This window comes from Aliiroseovarius sp. (assembly GCF_030148435.1).
Taxonomy (GTDB): Bacteria; Pseudomonadota; Alphaproteobacteria; order Rhodobacterales; family Rhodobacteraceae; genus JASBTN01.
In genome coordinates, this window is sequence record NZ_JASBTN010000036.1 from 1 (window position 1) to 14,988 (window position 14,988).

A 14,988-nucleotide genomic window follows, 5' to 3' on the forward strand; every position below is an offset into this window, starting at 1 on the left:
GCCCTTGAACGGATTACCGCGCGGCGCTATCGCGCCCTGGCCGCCGAAAACCCGGTCCGCCTGTCCTTTTCCGGATCGCTGTCACCGTCTGACAATGTAAACGGCGGGTCCAGCGAGCAGCTGGCATGGCTGAATGTCGGCGGCCAGCTTCTGCCCTTCGCCATTCCCGAGGAAAGCCAGGAACTCGCGGGGTGGAAAATGACGCTCAGCACGGACGTGGATTACCGCCTGTCGCAAGGCGTGTCCCACCTGACCCGGGTCAGCGCCGGCCTTGCGGCCACGCGCCTGTACTTCCCGCAGAGGGTGTTGGACGACGTGCCCGAACTGGACGCCCGCAGCCTTGGCAGCACCACCGCCGAACTGCGCCTGTCGCACCAATGGCGCCAGGCCGGTTACACGCCGGTCTGGAGGGCGGGGGTCTCGGTATCCCGTGGCTGGCAAGGCGGCGCGGACCATGCCGAAACGCTGCGCGGCGACCTGGGGGTCTACCTGCCCGATGCCGGACCGGGCAGCCTGGACCTGTCGATCACCGCGCAGGGGCAATCGCGCCTCGACAATGATCTCTACTCCACGGTGGTCTTTGGCGCGCGGCTTGCCTATGCGCTGCCGGTCGGGGAAAACCGGCTGACCCTGTCGCTGGGCGCCCGCGAAGCAATCGGGCGCAGCGAAACGCAGGATTACAGTGCGGTTCTCATGGGGGTGCGCTATGACCTCGGCGGGCCGGTGTTTGGCGGGCTGGGTCTGGGGCTTGGCCTCGACTGGGAGGACCGCCGGCATGACACTTCGCCCTACGCGGGCGGCAGCGCGATGTGGATCGACGCCCTGACCGTCAGCGCCGAGGCCACGCTGGACGGTCTGTCCGTCATGGGATTTGCCCCGGTCGTGACCGTGAGCCATGGGCGAAAACGTTCCAATGCCTCGATCTATACCAGTGACCAGACCAGCCTCTCGCTTGGCGTGCGCTCACAATTCTGACCCTTCCCTTCACCGCGCGGCCTGATAGGCTCGGCCCCGGAATGCCATGGCACCACATCCACTCGAGGGGAGAGCAGAAATGGAAATCAGATATTTGCACACAATGGTCCGGGTAAAGGACCTCGAGGCCTCGATGCAGTTCTTTCGCCTCCTGGGGCTGGAACAGATCCGGCGCACGGACAACGAAGGCGGGCGATTCTCGCTGATCTTCATGGCGCCGCCGGGTCAGCCGGACTGCCCGGTCGAGCTGACCTGGAACTGGGACGGCGACGACGGGTTGCCCTCGGACAGCCGCCATTTCGGTCATCTCGCCTATGAGGTCGAGGACATCCATGCCATGTGCCAGCACCTCATGGACAATGGCGTGGTGATCAACCGCCCGCCGCGCGACGGGCGCATGGCCTTCGTGCGCTCGCCGGACAATGTCTCGATCGAGCTGTTGCAGAAGGGCGGGGCGAAGGAGCCGCAGGAGCCATGGGCAAGCATGGAAAACACCGGCCATTGGTAGGGCGTCGGCCCGCCGGTCGGGACGGCGCGGCCATGGGGGGCTGCGCGGCAAAGCCGCCACGCGCGCGGTGCCGGGGCGTCGCCCGGGCGATGGCGGCCGCCGGCCTCCTGCCCCGGCGTGGCCGTTTCCCCCCCGGCGCCGGGCGGCTGTTGCGGACCCTGGCGGCGGTGTGCCTCGTGGTCCTGCCGCTGCCCCTGGCAGCGCAGAGCGCGCCCTGCCGACAGGCGCTGGCGCTGGGGCTGGATGTCTCGGGTTCGGTCAGCGCGGCGGAATACCGGTTGCAGCTGGACGGGCTGGCCGCCGCCCTGACCCACCCGGACGTGCGCCAGGCCCTGTTGTCCGTGCCCGACCTGCCGGTGCGTCTGCTGGTCTATGAATGGAGCGGGCCGGAGGATCAGCACATTCTGGTGAACTGGACCGACATTCCCGACACGGCGGCCCTGACCGCGATTGCCACCCGCCTTCGCGCCACCACCCGCAGCCCGGCCAACCCGGCCACCGCCCTGGGCACCGCCATGGTCTTTGGCGCCTCCCTTCTGAAACCTCAGGAGAGCTGCTGGAAGCGCACGCTGGATATATCCGGCGACGGCCGTTCGAACACCGGACCGCGGCCGCAAGACGTGAACCACGAACCGGCGCTGGAGGGCCTCACGATCAACGCGCTCGTGATCGGATCGGACCGGCCGGACGGCGGTGTACCCGCAGACGAAATCAAGGCGCTCAGAGCCTATTTCGAAGAGCTGGTGATCCGCGGCCCCGGCGCCTTTACCGAGGTGGCGCTTGGATTTGCCGACTATGAATACGCCATGGTGCGCAAGCTGTTGCGCGAGACCGAGGGGCTGGCGATCGGCCAGCTATCCCGCCAGTCCCGTCAGCTCCACCCAGCTCAGTAGATATAGCGGATCTGGTCGGTCCAGTAACGCTCGACCCGTTTCAGTGCCATATTGATCTCTTCGATCCCGGTCGCCGACAGCACCCCGCGCGATTGCAACCCGTCGGCATGGCGTTCGAACAGTGCGGCCACCACGTCGCGGATGTGGCGCCCCTTTCCGGTCAGGCGCACCCGGACCGAGCGGCGGTCGATCTCGCAGCGCTGGTGGTGCATATAGCCCATCTCGACCAGTTTTTTCAGGTTGTAGCTGACATTCGAGCCTTGATAATAGCCACGCGATTTCAGCTCGCCCGCCGTAACCTCATTGTCGCCGATATTGAACAGCAAAAGCGCCTGTACCGCGTTGATCTCCAACACGCCGACACGTTCGAATTCATCCTTAATCACGTCCAGCAGAAGCCGGTGCAAACGTTCCACCAGGGCCAGGCTGTCCAGGTACTGCCCCACGAAGCCCATGGCCGCGTTCTGCTCTATCGGGGAATGAATGCTCATCGGTCTCTCCACATCTAGTCTTGAAGGGAGAGTGCGGCGAGAAATCAGAACATTCAGTTAAATGCGCCGGAGAATTGCAGAAAATTTTCACGGTCGCGACGTGAGGGACGCGCGCAACCGTTCAGCGCGCTCCGGCATGGGTCGCGATCACCTCGATCAGCGCGGCGAATTCCTCGGGCGCGGAGACCTGGCCAGTGACCCACTGGTAAAGATCCTGATCGTTCTCGCTGAGCAGCCGGTCGTAGAGCGTCAACATCTCGTCATCCAGCTCCTCCAGGCTCGCATCCGCCCAGTTCTTCAGGATGATGTCCATTTCCTTGATGCCCCGGCGCATCGAGCGCATGGACAGGCGTTTCAACCGGTTCTCGCGGCTTTCCCCGGCCCCGCCGGGGGTTTCGTACAATCCGGCCCCGCTCACAGCGCGCCCTCCTCGAGCTTTCTTCGCAGCGCCTTTTCCAGCTTGCCCAGCCGGTCGACCTGCGCGGTCATCTGCGTTTTCAGCCCGCGGATTTCAAGAAGGATATCGCGCACTTCCGGGGTCAGCACCACTTCGCTGTCGGGTTCGTCCACCCCCTCGCCCTCGCCGGTCAGAAGCCAGACAAGCGAGACATTCAGCACGCCCGACAGCATCTGAAGCTTGTTGGCGCGGGGTTCGGACAGGTCCTCTTCCCAGCCTTTCAGCGTCTTCAGCTTGACGCCCAGACGCCGGGCGAGCTGCGTCTGGCTCATGCCCTCATATTCGCGCGCACCGGCAAGGCGGTCGCCGAAAGTCGCCGTATCATTCGAATACCAGCCGTCGTCTTCCATTATCCTGCCTTCCCGCTTGATCGCCATTCGGGCGCACCCTAAGACGTTCCGGACGCAGATACAAACAAGAGGCCGACATGACTTTCCTCTCCGCGACACTTGACCGCGTGAAACCCTCGCCGACCATTGCGGTGTCCAACCTGGCGGCCGAACTGAAAGCGGCCGGCAAGGACGTCATCGGCCTTGGCGCGGGCGAGCCCGATTTCGACACGCCCGACAATGTGAAGGCCGCCGCCGTGGCCGCGATCGACGCGGGAAAAACCAAATACACCGCCGTCGATGGCATTGCCGAGCTGAAGGCGGCGATCTGCGCCAAGTTCGCGCGCGAGAACGGGCTGACCTACGAGCCCGCGCAGGTCTCGGTCGGCACCGGTGGCAAGCAGATCCTCTATAATGCGCTAATGGCCACGCTGAACCCGGGCGACGAGGTGATCATCCCCGCGCCCTATTGGGTCAGCTACCCGGATATGGTGCTGCTGGCAGGCGGCGAGCCGGTGGTGGTGGAATGCGGCATCGAGGACGCCTTCAAGATGACGCCCGAGGCTCTGGAGGCCGCGATCACCCCGAAGACCAAGTGGCTCATCTTCAACTCGCCTTCGAACCCGACCGGCGCCGGGTACAGTTGGGACGAGATGAAGGCCCTGACCGAGGTGCTGATGCGCCACCCGCATGTCTGGGTCATGACCGACGACATGTATGAACACCTGGTCTATGGCGATTTCACCTTTTGCACCCCGGCCCAGGTGGAACCCGGGCTTTACGACCGCACCCTGACCTGCAACGGCGTGTCGAAAGCCTATGCGATGACCGGCTGGCGCATCGGCTATGCCGCCGGGCCGAAAGAGCTGATTGCTGCCATGCGCAAGATCCAGTCGCAATCGACCTCGAACCCCTGTTCGGTCTCGCAATGGGCCGCGGTCGAGGCGCTGAACGGGCCGCAGGATTTCATCGAGGGCAACAAGGCGGTGTTCCGGCGCCGCCGCGACCTGGTGGTCGAGATGCTGAACGAGGCCACCGGCATCACCTGCCCGGTGCCGGACGGGGCCTTCTATGTCTACCCGTCGATCGCCGGCTGCCTGGGCAAGACCTCGGCCGGTGGGGTGAAGATCGGGGATGACGAGGCCTTCGCCAAGGCGCTGCTGGAAGAGAAAGGCGTGGCTGTGGTGTTTGGCTCGGCCTTCGGCCTCAGCCCCAACTTCCGCGTCTCTTACGCCACTTCGGACGAGGCGTTGAAAGAAGCCTGCGCCCGTATCCAGGCCTTCTGTGCCGAACTGAGCTGACACACTGGCTTCACTTGCCCGGCGCTGCTAGGTTGCCGGGCAAGACCAGCGATCCAGAACGGACAAGAGCATGAGCGCCGACCTGCCCGAATACTATTTCCGCGTCCGCGAAAACGGCGCCTTCGTCTTTCGCGTGGATACGGAGAACCGCCAGCGCCGGATCGAAATGGATCAGATCGCGGTGGTGAACATCAGGAACGGCGAGGTCAAACCCCACGGCGACCGCCTCCTGTCCGAGGCGGAAAGGGCGGCAATATCCGACTGGATGGAAACCCGGCGCAAGGTGCTGGCCGAACGCAGCGTGGATGACATCCTGCGCACGGTGGATCACCTGAACCTGACCGCCCACTGGGCCCAGACCAAGGCCGAGGATGACCAGTTGGAAGCGATCACTGATGCGCTTCTTCTGGCCATGCATGACCTGCGCACGGTGCTGGTGCGCAAAAAGGCCGACCGGCTGACGAAGGGCTGAGGCCGGGGCCTTGCCGCAGTCACCCCTGCGCGCAACCTGGGTGCTCCCGCCCCTCGCCCGCGCCCCTGCGGGGCTTGCCGAGCGTTGGGCGTAGCGCGTTTTGCCGCGCAAAACGCGCGAAGGTCGACAGCGGTGACAACAACCACGAGAATTTGGTGCTCTGCGGAGGGCGAAAGACGGAGGGGGCTCTGCCCCCAGGTGACAAGACCTGTCCGGTCCTGTCACCCTCCCCCGGGATACTTTCAGCAAGGAAAAGAGAACAGGCCCGTTCCTGCCCCGCAACGGCACGCCTGCGGCTGGGCCGAAGGTCCGGCGGTGACATGGTGTTGATAGATGGCGGGGATGGTCGAAACTCATCACGCGGCGTCCCCCCGGTTCCGGCGGGTGGAACAACGCGCCAATTGCGCGGGGGCGGAAGCCGTGCCGGGGGCACAGTCCCGCGCCTCAGCCCAGCGAAATCCGCGACGACCGTGTCCAGAAACGCCAGCTCATCAGCGCGCCGGCCAGCACCAGCCCCAGCACCAGCCCCAGCCAGACGCCCTCACCGCCCCAGCCCCAGCGAATGCCCATGACATAGCTCATCGGCACGCCGACCACCCAGTAGCTCACCGCGGCGATCACCATCGGCACGCGGGTATCCTGCACGCCGCGCAGCAGCCCCAGGGTCATTACCTGTGCCGCGTCGGCGAACTGGAACAGCGCGGCCACCGCCAGGAGGCTGCGGCCAATCGCCAGGATCTCGTCCTTCAGGGGTTCGGCCGGGTCCAGGAACAGCCCGATCATCAGGCCCGGAATGGCCAGGAACATGAGCACCGCAACGACCGCGAATCCGACCGACAGGCCCAGGATCGCCCCCGCGCCCTTGCGCAGCCCCTCTTCGTCGCGCCGCCCCAGCGCGCGGCCCGCCCGTACCGTGCCCGCGTTGGACAGGCCGACATGGACCATGAAGAACAGGCTGACGATCTGGATTGCGATGCCGTGGGCGGCCAGTTCCAGCGTGCCGATCCAGCCCATGATCACGGTCGAGGCGGAAAACAGCCCCGCCTCCGCCAGGCTGGTCAGGCCGATCTGCAGCCCCATGCGGGAGACCTCGCCCAGGGCCTCCCAATCCGGGCGCCACACCCGGGTGAACAGCGCATGTTCCGGCAGCACCCGCACGGCGTAAAGCGCCAGCACCCCCACGCTGACCAGTTGCAGCGAGAGGGACGCGATCGCCGCCCCCCGCACACCCAGTTCCGGTGCGCCCCAGTTGCCGAAGATCAGCATGTAGTTCAGCACCGCATTCAGTGCCGCCGCCGCGATCGTGGTCCAGAGCACCACGCGGGTCCGTTCCAGCGCGGCCAGGTAGCTTTTCAGCACCATCACGATCAGCGCCGGAAACATGCCCCAGCCGGCAATGCGCAGATATTGCTGGGCCAGTTCGGCCAGCTCCGGTTCCTGCCCGATGGCGCGCAGCAGCGGTGCCGAGAAAAACAGAAGCGGCAGCACAGCCGCGCCAACTCCGCCCGAGATCCACATCCCCATGCGCGTGACCCGGCGCACGCGGGTGTCGTCGCCTTCTTCCGAGGCCGCGGCCACCATCGGCATCACCGCCCAGGCAAAACCCGAGCCCATGATGAAGAGGATGAAGAAGAAGGTGCCGGCCAGGACCACGGCGGCCAGCTCCTCGACCCCGTACCAGCCCAGCATGATCGTATCGACCACCTGCACGGCAAACTGCGCCAGGTGCGAGCCGATCAGCGGCAGGCCCAGCACCAGGGCGGCGCGGGCGTGCTGGCGATATGACGTCGGAGTGCTCATCACGAAGTCGTAGGGCAGCGGCGCACGCCCGTCCAGCGCGAAGTCCGCTTGCCCCGGCAGAGGGCCCGCAGAACGGGTGTTACCCCGCGCCACATGGGGATCAGCGGGGGGGGCAGCGGGGCGGGTTCTGCGGGCGGGTTCAGCGGGGCGCGACCGCGCTTCGGCTCACGCCGGTTTGCGGGCCACCAGGTCGATCAGCGCCGACATTCCCGCGTGGCCGGTTCCTTCGTGGATCTCCGTATCATAGCCTTTCAGCCGCAAGATCTCGAGATCCGCGAAACTGCTCGTAAGCAATTGTTCCGTATACATGAAATCCGCATTCGGCGGGCCACCCGTGGCATAGTCAAGCTGCTCGGGCCGGTAGCCGTGCAGCAACAGTACTCCGCCGGGCGCCAGCGTGCGCTTCATGCCCTCGAAGACCTTGGCCCGCGCGGCGGGGTCAAGGAATTGGATGAAGACGGCGACAACCAGATCATAGGCGTCCGGGCGCCAGTCCCAGCAGGTAATGTCGCCGTGGTGATAGCCCACCTCGACATCGCGCGCGGCGGCCAGCCTGCGCGCCTTGTCAAGCGCCACGGTGGAGCCATCCATCGCCGTGACATTCAACCCCTGCTGGGCCAGGTAGACTGAATTGCGCCCTTCTCCGTCGGCCACCGCCAGCGCCCGGGCGCCGGGGATCAGATACTCTGCCCGAGCGCGCAGGAACCCTGTCGGCTCGGTGCCATAGACATATTCCTCCGTCGCGTATTTTTCGTCCCACATGGGTATCTCTCCTGTCAGTCCCTGACAGGTAGGTATTCGGACGGGCTTTGCCAAATTTGCATTCTGCCGCATCATGGGGCATGGATGACGATATGCTCGGAACGGCACGGGGCTTTCTGACCCGGCTGCGTGACAACAACTCCCGCGACTGGTTCCAGGCGCATAAGGCGGATCACGAAGCGCAGGTGAAACGCCCGGCCGAGGCGCTGCTCGACCGGCTCTCGGACCCCCTTTCGGCGCTGGCAGGCGCGCCGGTCAAGCCGAAACTCTTCCGCATCCACCGTGACCTGCGCTTTGCCCGGGACAAGACCCCCTACAACACGCATCTGCACCTCGGCTGGAGCGCGCCGGATGGCACCGCGTGGATGTTCGGCCTGTCTCCCGACTATTGCTGTGCCGGGGCGGGGGTGATGGGGTTCGACAAGGCCGGGCTGGTGGCGTGGCGGGACCATGTGGCGCAGCGCGGGTTTGTCGACCTCACCCGCTGGCGGCTCGACCCGCCAGCCCTGAAACGGGTGCCCCCGCCCTATCCGCAGGACCACCCTCATGGCGACCTGCTGCGCCGCAAGGGGCTGCTGGTCTGGCATGACCTCGATGCGAGTGAGAGGGCCGACCCCGGACCTGCCCTCGCGGGGATTTTCATCCGGATGGAGCCGGTACGCCTGGCCCTCGCCGAGGTGCTGCGCCCGTGATCGGCCGCGGATGCGATTGGGGACGCGGTTGGGGGGCTTTGCCCCCACGCCAAAGCCCGAGGGGCTTCGGCGGCGCCCAGGATATTTTTTGAAAGATGAAAGGGGAGTGGGAAGGGCTGCGGGTCGTCTTATCCGCGTAGATGTTGTAAAAATGCAAGCGAGGGCACGCCATCCGCTGGCAGTCCCGCTGCGCGCTGATAGCTGCGGATCGCGGCTTCGGTACCTTTGCCAATCACCCCGTCCACCGCGCCCGCATCATGCCCTCGCGCCGTCAGTTGGCGTTGCAGCTCTTTGCGTTGAAGCAGTGTCAGACCGTGTTCATCCGGGCCGAACCCCTGCACCAATGCCCCTGCTCCGGACAGGCGATCCGCCAGGTGGCCGACCGACAGCGCGTATTTCTCGGAGGCGTTGTATTTCAGCAGAATGTTGAAATTGTGAAAGACAAGGAAAGCCGGCGTGCCCGCGCCCTGGGGCTGGATCAGCCCGGCGGCTCCGCCTTGGGGCAGCGGTCCGCGCGTTGCCTGCACGCCCGCGGACCGCCAGGCCGCCAGGCTGCGGGTCGCGCGCCGCCCGAAGCCGCCCGAATAGCCGTCCGGCACGCCGGCTTCCACCGCCCAGGGCTGTCCCGGGCGCCAGCCCGACGCCCGCAGATAGGCCGCCGCCGAGGCCAGCGCATCACCGGGATCGTTCGCCCAGATATCGCGCCGCCCGTCGCCGTCGAAATCTACCGCATAGGCGTTGAACGTGGTCGGGATGAACTGGGTATGGCCCATGGCACCGGCCCAGCTGCCGGTCATGCGGGCGGGGGTGACATCGCCCTGCTGAAGTATCTTCAATGCGGCCATGAGCTGGTTTTCAAAAAACCGCCCCCGCCGCCCGTCATAGGCCAGTGTCGACAGGGCCGAGATCACCGGCACTTCGCCGCGCCGGGTGCCGAAACGGCTCTCCACCCCCCAGATTGCCGCGATCACTTCAGCTGGCACGCCGAACTGTGTCTCCACCCGCGCCAGCACCCGCCCTTGGCGCGCCAGCGCCGCGCGGCCCAACGACAGGCGTTCATCCGAGGTGGCGATGGCCAGGTAGTCCTCCAGAGACCGGCGGTCCTGGAACTGGTTGCGGTCCCGTTCGATCACGGCGGGGATATAGCCCGCGCCACGGAAGGCGGCCGCCAGCGTACGCGCCGGGATGCCCCGCGCCGCGGCCCGGCGGCGAAACCCGGCGACCCAGGCCTGCCAGCCCGCATCGGGCACCCTGGGCCAGGCCGCCGAAGGGCGCACGGCCAGCCCTGTCCCGCCCGCCTGACAGCCCGCCAGACCGACTGCGGCCAGTCCCGACATGAAACCCCTGCGTGAAACCTGCCTGCCCGCAAACCCCATGGCGCCCTCCGCTGAACCAATGGGCCCAGCCTAGCGTACCGGCCCCACAAGACAACGCCAAAGCCGCATATGAAAAAGGCGCCGGGTTGCCCCGACGCCTTTTCCGTCCCCTGTCGCAACCCTCAGGAGCTGCGGCGGTGCTCCGGGTGCAGGCTTGCCCCCAGAATATGTTCCGATCCGTGGATCACCTGGCTGGCATGGCCGATGATCAGCGGGTCGGGTGCCGTGGCGATCGACAGGTCCTTGTCCGGGTAGTCCAGGGTGGACAGGACATAGCGCATTGCCTCCAGGCGGGCGCGTTTCTTGTCGTTCGACTTGACGATGGTCCATGGCGCGTCGGCGGTGTCGGTGTAGAAGAACATCGCCTCTTTCGCCTCCGTGTAGTCATCCCATTTCGACAGCGAGGCCACGTCCACCGGCGACAGTTTCCAGCGTTTCAGCGGGTCCTGGCTGCGGCTGTCGAAGCGGCGTTTCTGTTCGTCCTGCGTGACCGAGAACCAGAACTTGTAAAGGCGGATGCCCGAGCGCACCAACATGCGTTCCACCTCCGGCGTCTGGCGCATGAATTCGAGGTATTCGTTGGGCGAGCAGAAGCCCATGACCCGTTCCACCCCCGCGCGGTTGTACCAGGAGCGGTCATAGAAAACCATTTCACCGGCGGTCGGCAGATGCTGGACATAGCGCTGGAAGAACCATTCGCCCCTTTCCTTGTCCGAGGGCTTGTTCAGCGCGACCACGCGGGCCTCGCGCGGGTTCAGGTGCTCCATGAAGCGCTTGATCGTGCCGCCCTTGCCGGCCGCGTCGCGGCCCTCGAACAGCATGACGATCTTTTGGCCGGTCTCGCCGACCCATTTCTGCACTTTCAGAAGCTCCGCCTGCAACTGTGCCTTCTGGGCCTCGTAATCCCTGCGGCCCATCTTGCCTTCATAGGGGTATTCGCCGTTCTCGAAGGTCTGTCGAATCTTGTCGGACGTCACCTGCGGAAACTGCGGTTCGGGCGCGGATGCCCCGGCCACCTCAGCGTCGGGCGCTGCGGCTGGTTTCACGCTGTTGGTGGCAGCGGGTTTCTTGGTGGCAGCGGCGCTCCGCGTCGAGGGTGTAGCCATGCAAATTCTCCTTCTATCCAATGTTGTTGTCATTGTAACGAACTTGCGGCAGAGACGCCTTGATCCACATCAGGAAATCCGCATAAACAGTGATCCGGACCGGGCCAGATTGTCGCCAGACGCTTGCTGAAACGGATTTTTTACCCCTGTCCCGTCATGATCTTGCCCAATTTCACCGCCAGAAAACCGGAAGGCACAGGGAAAGGACCAACCATGACGCTTCTTGCCTCAGTTACCGCCGACCAGATCGTTATCAGCCTGATGGCCACCATCGCCCTGCGCGAAGCTCTTATCCTGGTATTGCCGGATCGGATCGCCGGGCCGCAGGGGTGGCTCATCGTCACCGAAGAGCAGGACTGACCTGGCAATGTCGCGCGCCGCCCGTGGCGCGGACAGGCGCAACACCCGGACGGGTCGCCCCCGTCCCCGCCCCGCCATGCAAGACGCCCCGACCGACCGGCCGGGGCGCTTTCGTTTCCAAATCCCTGTGAGTATCAGACCGGCTTGTCCACACGCACCGTCAGGCGCACCTTGCCGCGCACCGGCTCGGGCCATTTCAGCTGCACGTATTTGTACTCTGTGCCCGCGTTCGGCACCACCGCCGGGGTGTAATACACGGCCGTGCCCGAGCCGTTCAGGATCTCGCCTTCGGTCACAACCCCGACCACTTCGCGCGCATTGCCGCCAAAGGGCAGGTAGGCGCTGGGATCAAGCGTCCAGGTCGTGGCGTTGGTATTCTGTTCGAACTCCAGGCTGACCGGGCTGATCGTGCGTTGCGAGACACTGGCGAAGGTGTTGCGCTCGAAGGTCACGTTGCGCATTTGCCAGTAGTCGAGCCCGGCAAAGCTGTCGTCCACCCCCTCGACCCGGTCGATATTGCCCTTGATCGCCTTGAACGTATTGCCGTTCACATGGAAATCGGACAGGAAATGGCCGCTGCCATAGGGTTTGATCACGATCCAGTTGTGCCAGCTGGCCACGTCCTGGGCACGGAAGATGTTGCCGGTGATGGTCATGCCACCGAAGCTGAACTCGTTGGCAAAGTCCGGGGTGGCGTCGTGTTCGTTGGTCCATTCGATGATATTGTTGTCAATGTAGTTGCCGGTAATGACCGTCGACACATTCTCATAGGTAAAGACCATGCCCGGCACGCGCGGCCCGTCCGGCACCTCGTCGCCCTGAAACCAGTGGTTGCCGACCAGCAGGTGGCTTTCGCCATGCATGACGGCGGTCAGCCCCATGCGTTGGAACCGGTTGTCGCGGATCTTGGCGTCATTGGCGTTCACGTTGAACCCGACCGAGACCCGGTCGGTCGCCGCCAGCCCCTGCTCGTTCGAAATGAACTGGGTGCGGTCCAGGTGGAAATCCTGGCAGCCGCGACCGGGACTGGTAATGCCCTTGTTTCTGGGCTTGATGACGAAACAGTCCTTCACCATGAAGTTCTCGCCGGCCGGCGACAGCAGGATGGAGTTCGACCGGCCGTTGTTCTGGAACTCGATGTCCGACAGGGTCATGCGGTTGATCTGGGTAAAGCCGCTGAAATCCAGCATGTATTTGTAGCGCGTGAACGTATAGCTCTGCGTCGCTGCGGGACCGTAGAGCGGCTGGCTCAGCGTCAGGCTATTCGCCCCCACGTTCACGTAGCGCACATAGACCTCGCGCCCGACCCCGGTCCCGGTGATCTGGCTGCCCGGCTGGATATTGGCGATATTGGGCACATTGGTCAGCTGATAGGGGTTGGCCGGGTTGTATGAGCCGTTCGACGTGACCACGTCCGGGTCCCAGTTGGCGCTGTCCAGCGCATAGAACTGGCCGTTGCGCACGACCCGGCGCACCAGGAAATCGGTCTGGTTGTTCACCGCCGCCTGCAGGTCGATCGGCCCGTCCAGCTCGACCCGCCGCCCGCACATGTCGAACGCGTCATGGTCCGAGTAGTTCAGAAGCGCCTGAAAGCCCTTCCTGAAGGCCAGCACCTCGTCGCCGAATGCGTCGATATAGCTGTCCAGGTCGAAATTGCGGATCAGGGCCAGGCGCGCCGTATCCGGCATCGTGAGGGTGCCCTCGAACCGCACCGGGCTGTCCACGGTCAGGTTCGACGCGATGCGAAAGGTGCCGCCCGGCACCAGCACCACACGCCCGGCCGCCGCCGTGTCAGCCGCCTCGAATGCTGCGGTGTCATCGGTGACACCATCGCCCACCGCACCAAAGTCGCGCACGTCCACCACGCTGATCATGTCGCGCAGGAAGGCCGAGGTAATGTCCTCGATGGTGAAATCCTCCACCCGCACCACGCCGCCGTTCGACCCGGTCAGATCCAGACCGAAATGCCCGTAGGCGACCTCCGGCGTCCAGACCATGTCGACCCCGCCGCGGTTGCCGGTGCCGACGATGGCCGAAACCTCGATCACCTCGCCATAGCTGTCCAGCACGGTCTCGGTGCCAAGCTCGATCAACCCGGTGACAGGGGCGTCCGACGCGTTCAGCGGATAGCCCGCGATGCGCACGTTCGGAAAGCTGCCCGACAGCACTTTCACCCTGGTCGAGATGCGCAGGTAACAGCCCGGAAGGATCGGCGTCTGCCCCATCCAGCGCAGTTTTGTCGTGGTCTGGGTCTTGAGGATTTCCAGGCAGCCGCCGAAATCCTGATCCGCCGGCACGAAGGCCGCGTTGACCGCATTGTCATAGGTGGCCGAGCCCGGCGTGCCGTTTTCGCTGGACCAGACATCCAGCCCGTCGACGAACGCAGGGGGCGTCAGGACCAGCCCCTCGGTAATTGCCTTGTTCATTCAATTCCCTTTCAGGTCACAAATTCTCGCACGTCCCGGGCCCGGCCGTATCAGACCAGCCACGCGCGCAGGCTTTCCTGCCGCGCGGGAAAGGCCCACGGGTGCACAACGCCAAAAGGGGTAGCAAAAGGGGGTTAACACGCGTTAAGGCCTGCGCGCGGTGGGGCCGGACAGGACCGAGACACCCCGGGGTCCGACCCCGGGGACGGTGAATGGCCCTGCATATCCGATGTGCGACACAGGCACCCGGCCCGCCACCGCCTGTCCGGCCTTCTAGGCGCCCAGACCGGCGGCGCCCAGATACAGCACCGCGTCTATGCGCCACGGCGCACCGGGCCAGCTGCCGCTTTGCACCATGCGATAGTCCAGCAGATGGTAGAGCCCTTCGCCGTCCAGAACCCGGACCCGTTGCCACAGCGCGCGATCCCTGAACCGCAGTTCCAGCAGTTGCACCTCCCCCGGCGCCCAGACCATCGGGTAGCCATGGCGCACCATCGCGCCGAACCGTTCCGGGGTCACGAAAATACGCCGGATCCCGTCCGAGGCAAAGCCGAACGCGCCTTCCACATCCTCGCCGCGAAACGCCTGCATCTGGCCGCGAATGGCGGTCTCGATGCCGGCCGGATCAGCCCGCGCGGGGGCTGTCGCCCCGGCAAGGAATAGGGCCAACCCCAAAATCATTCCCTGGGCCGGCCCGATCAGAACATGTCTCATGTCACACCCTCCCGGGGGACAGGGTAGCATGAAATGGACGAGACCCGCGCCCTACGACTTCACAAGTCCGCCATCCGACCAAGCGCAGCGGGGCTGCGCCTGACCCTGGGTGGGCGCCCGCAACCAACAATGGGAGGCGAACCCGCCGCCTTAGACGAAACCCTGGTTCGGGTTGAAACGTAGCAAAAGCGCCCTCCCGTGGGGAGGGTCGGGCGCCCCGCCCAGTTCAGCCCTACGACTTCACAAGTCCGCCATCCAGCGCCTGATCGATCAGCCCGGCGGTCTCCTCGACCCCGTAAAGCGCCGCAAAGCCACCGAAACGCGGC

16 protein-coding genes are annotated in these 14,988 nt (G+C 65.2%); 7 read left to right on the plus strand and 9 right to left on the minus strand.

The features are described from left to right. The 3 genes from Q1V43_RS06245 to Q1V43_RS06255 all read left to right on the plus strand — a co-directional run. The coding region (locus Q1V43_RS06245; protein ID WP_300515356.1) for a hypothetical protein at nt 1–975 on the plus strand (975 nt) is incomplete at its 5' end. A 79-nt stretch (nt 976–1,054) separates the two neighbouring features. Then, nucleotides 1,055–1,483 (plus strand): VOC family protein, encoded by a 429-nt coding sequence (locus Q1V43_RS06250; RefSeq protein ID WP_300515359.1) that lies wholly within the window; start codon nt 1,055–1,057, stop codon nt 1,481–1,483. After that, entirely contained in the window at nt 1,450–2,376 is a 927-nt protein-coding gene (locus Q1V43_RS06255) for a DUF1194 domain-containing protein (RefSeq protein ID WP_366146209.1), read from the plus strand. The genes Q1V43_RS06250 and Q1V43_RS06255 overlap by 34 nt, the downstream gene beginning before the upstream one ends. On the opposite strand, the gene Q1V43_RS06260 is transcribed toward Q1V43_RS06255, so the two are convergent. The 3 genes from Q1V43_RS06260 to Q1V43_RS06270 all read right to left on the minus strand — a co-directional run bounded on the left by Q1V43_RS06260 (nt 2,370) and on the right by Q1V43_RS06270 (nt 3,701). Continuing rightward, nucleotides 2,370–2,867 carry a winged helix DNA-binding protein gene (locus Q1V43_RS06260; protein WP_300515362.1) on the minus strand — a complete coding sequence of 166 codons (498 nt, stop codon included), beginning with the start codon at nt 2,865–2,867 and terminating at the stop codon, nt 2,370–2,372. The genes Q1V43_RS06255 and Q1V43_RS06260 overlap by 7 nt on opposite strands. Nucleotides 2,868–2,988: 121 nt before the next feature. Beyond that, nucleotides 2,989–3,210: a succinate dehydrogenase assembly factor 2 gene (locus Q1V43_RS06265; protein ID WP_300515391.1), complete on the minus strand. Its 222-nt coding sequence runs from the start codon at nt 3,208–3,210 to the stop codon at nt 2,989–2,991. Nucleotides 3,211–3,281: 71 nt separating this feature from the next. Further along, nucleotides 3,282–3,701, minus strand: coding sequence for a helix-turn-helix domain-containing protein (locus Q1V43_RS06270; RefSeq protein WP_300515364.1), 420 nt, complete (start codon nt 3,699–3,701; stop codon nt 3,282–3,284). A 50-nt stretch (nt 3,702–3,751) separates the two neighbouring features. On the opposite strand from Q1V43_RS06270, the gene Q1V43_RS06275 reads away from it, so the two are divergent. Next, on the plus strand, nt 3,752–4,954 hold the full coding sequence (locus tag Q1V43_RS06275) for a pyridoxal phosphate-dependent aminotransferase (protein WP_300515366.1): 1,203 nt from the start codon (nt 3,752–3,754) through the stop codon (nt 4,952–4,954). 70 nt (nt 4,955–5,024) lie between these two features. After that, nucleotides 5,025–5,426 carry a hypothetical protein gene (locus Q1V43_RS06280; RefSeq protein ID WP_300515369.1) on the plus strand — a complete coding sequence of 134 codons (402 nt, stop codon included), beginning with the start codon at nt 5,025–5,027 and terminating at the stop codon, nt 5,424–5,426. A gap of 444 nt (nt 5,427–5,870) precedes the next feature. On the opposite strand, the gene Q1V43_RS06285 is transcribed toward Q1V43_RS06280, so the two are convergent. Both Q1V43_RS06285 and Q1V43_RS06290 read right to left on the minus strand, forming a co-directional pair. After that, a complete protein-coding gene (locus tag Q1V43_RS06285; protein ID WP_300515371.1) occupies nt 5,871–7,226 on the minus strand; it encodes an MATE family efflux transporter in 1,356 nt (451 codons plus the stop codon). A gap of 165 nt (nt 7,227–7,391) precedes the next feature. Further along, nucleotides 7,392–7,988, minus strand: coding sequence for a class I SAM-dependent methyltransferase (locus Q1V43_RS06290; RefSeq protein WP_300515373.1), 597 nt, complete (start codon nt 7,986–7,988; stop codon nt 7,392–7,394). 80 nt (nt 7,989–8,068) lie between these two features. Between Q1V43_RS06290 and Q1V43_RS06295 the strand changes: the two genes are divergently transcribed. Further along, the gene (locus Q1V43_RS06295; protein ID WP_300515375.1) at nt 8,069–8,680 is read left to right on the plus strand and encodes a DUF2461 domain-containing protein; all 612 of its coding nucleotides are present in this window, start codon (nt 8,069–8,071) and stop codon (nt 8,678–8,680) included. 128 nt (nt 8,681–8,808) lie between these two features. Here the strand turns inward: Q1V43_RS06295 and Q1V43_RS06300 are convergent, their stop codons facing one another. Both Q1V43_RS06300 and ppk2 read right to left on the minus strand, forming a co-directional pair. Continuing rightward, nucleotides 8,809–10,017, minus strand: a complete 1,209-nt coding sequence (locus Q1V43_RS06300; RefSeq protein WP_300515377.1) for a lytic murein transglycosylase — start codon at nt 10,015–10,017, stop codon at nt 8,809–8,811. Between the two features lie 161 nt (nt 10,018–10,178). Next, the gene (ppk2, locus tag Q1V43_RS06305) at nt 10,179–11,162 is read right to left on the minus strand and encodes a polyphosphate kinase 2 (protein ID WP_300515380.1); all 984 of its coding nucleotides are present in this window, start codon (nt 11,160–11,162) and stop codon (nt 10,179–10,181) included. Between the two features lie 213 nt (nt 11,163–11,375). Here ppk2 and Q1V43_RS06310 point away from each other — a divergent pair, with 213 nt between their 5' ends. Continuing rightward, on the plus strand, nt 11,376–11,522 hold the full coding sequence (locus Q1V43_RS06310; RefSeq protein WP_300515382.1) for a hypothetical protein: 147 nt from the start codon (nt 11,376–11,378) through the stop codon (nt 11,520–11,522). 134 nt (nt 11,523–11,656) lie between these two features. Here Q1V43_RS06310 and Q1V43_RS06315 read toward each other — a convergent pair whose 3' ends face one another. Both Q1V43_RS06315 and Q1V43_RS06320 read right to left on the minus strand, forming a co-directional pair. Further along, nucleotides 11,657–13,948 carry a glycosyl hydrolase family 28-related protein gene (locus tag Q1V43_RS06315; RefSeq protein WP_300515384.1) on the minus strand — a complete coding sequence of 764 codons (2,292 nt, stop codon included), beginning with the start codon at nt 13,946–13,948 and terminating at the stop codon, nt 11,657–11,659. Nucleotides 13,949–14,221: 273 nt separating this feature from the next. Further along, the gene (locus Q1V43_RS06320; protein ID WP_300515385.1) at nt 14,222–14,662 is read right to left on the minus strand and encodes a DUF4864 domain-containing protein; all 441 of its coding nucleotides are present in this window, start codon (nt 14,660–14,662) and stop codon (nt 14,222–14,224) included. Nucleotides 14,663–14,988: the final 326 nt, after the last annotated feature.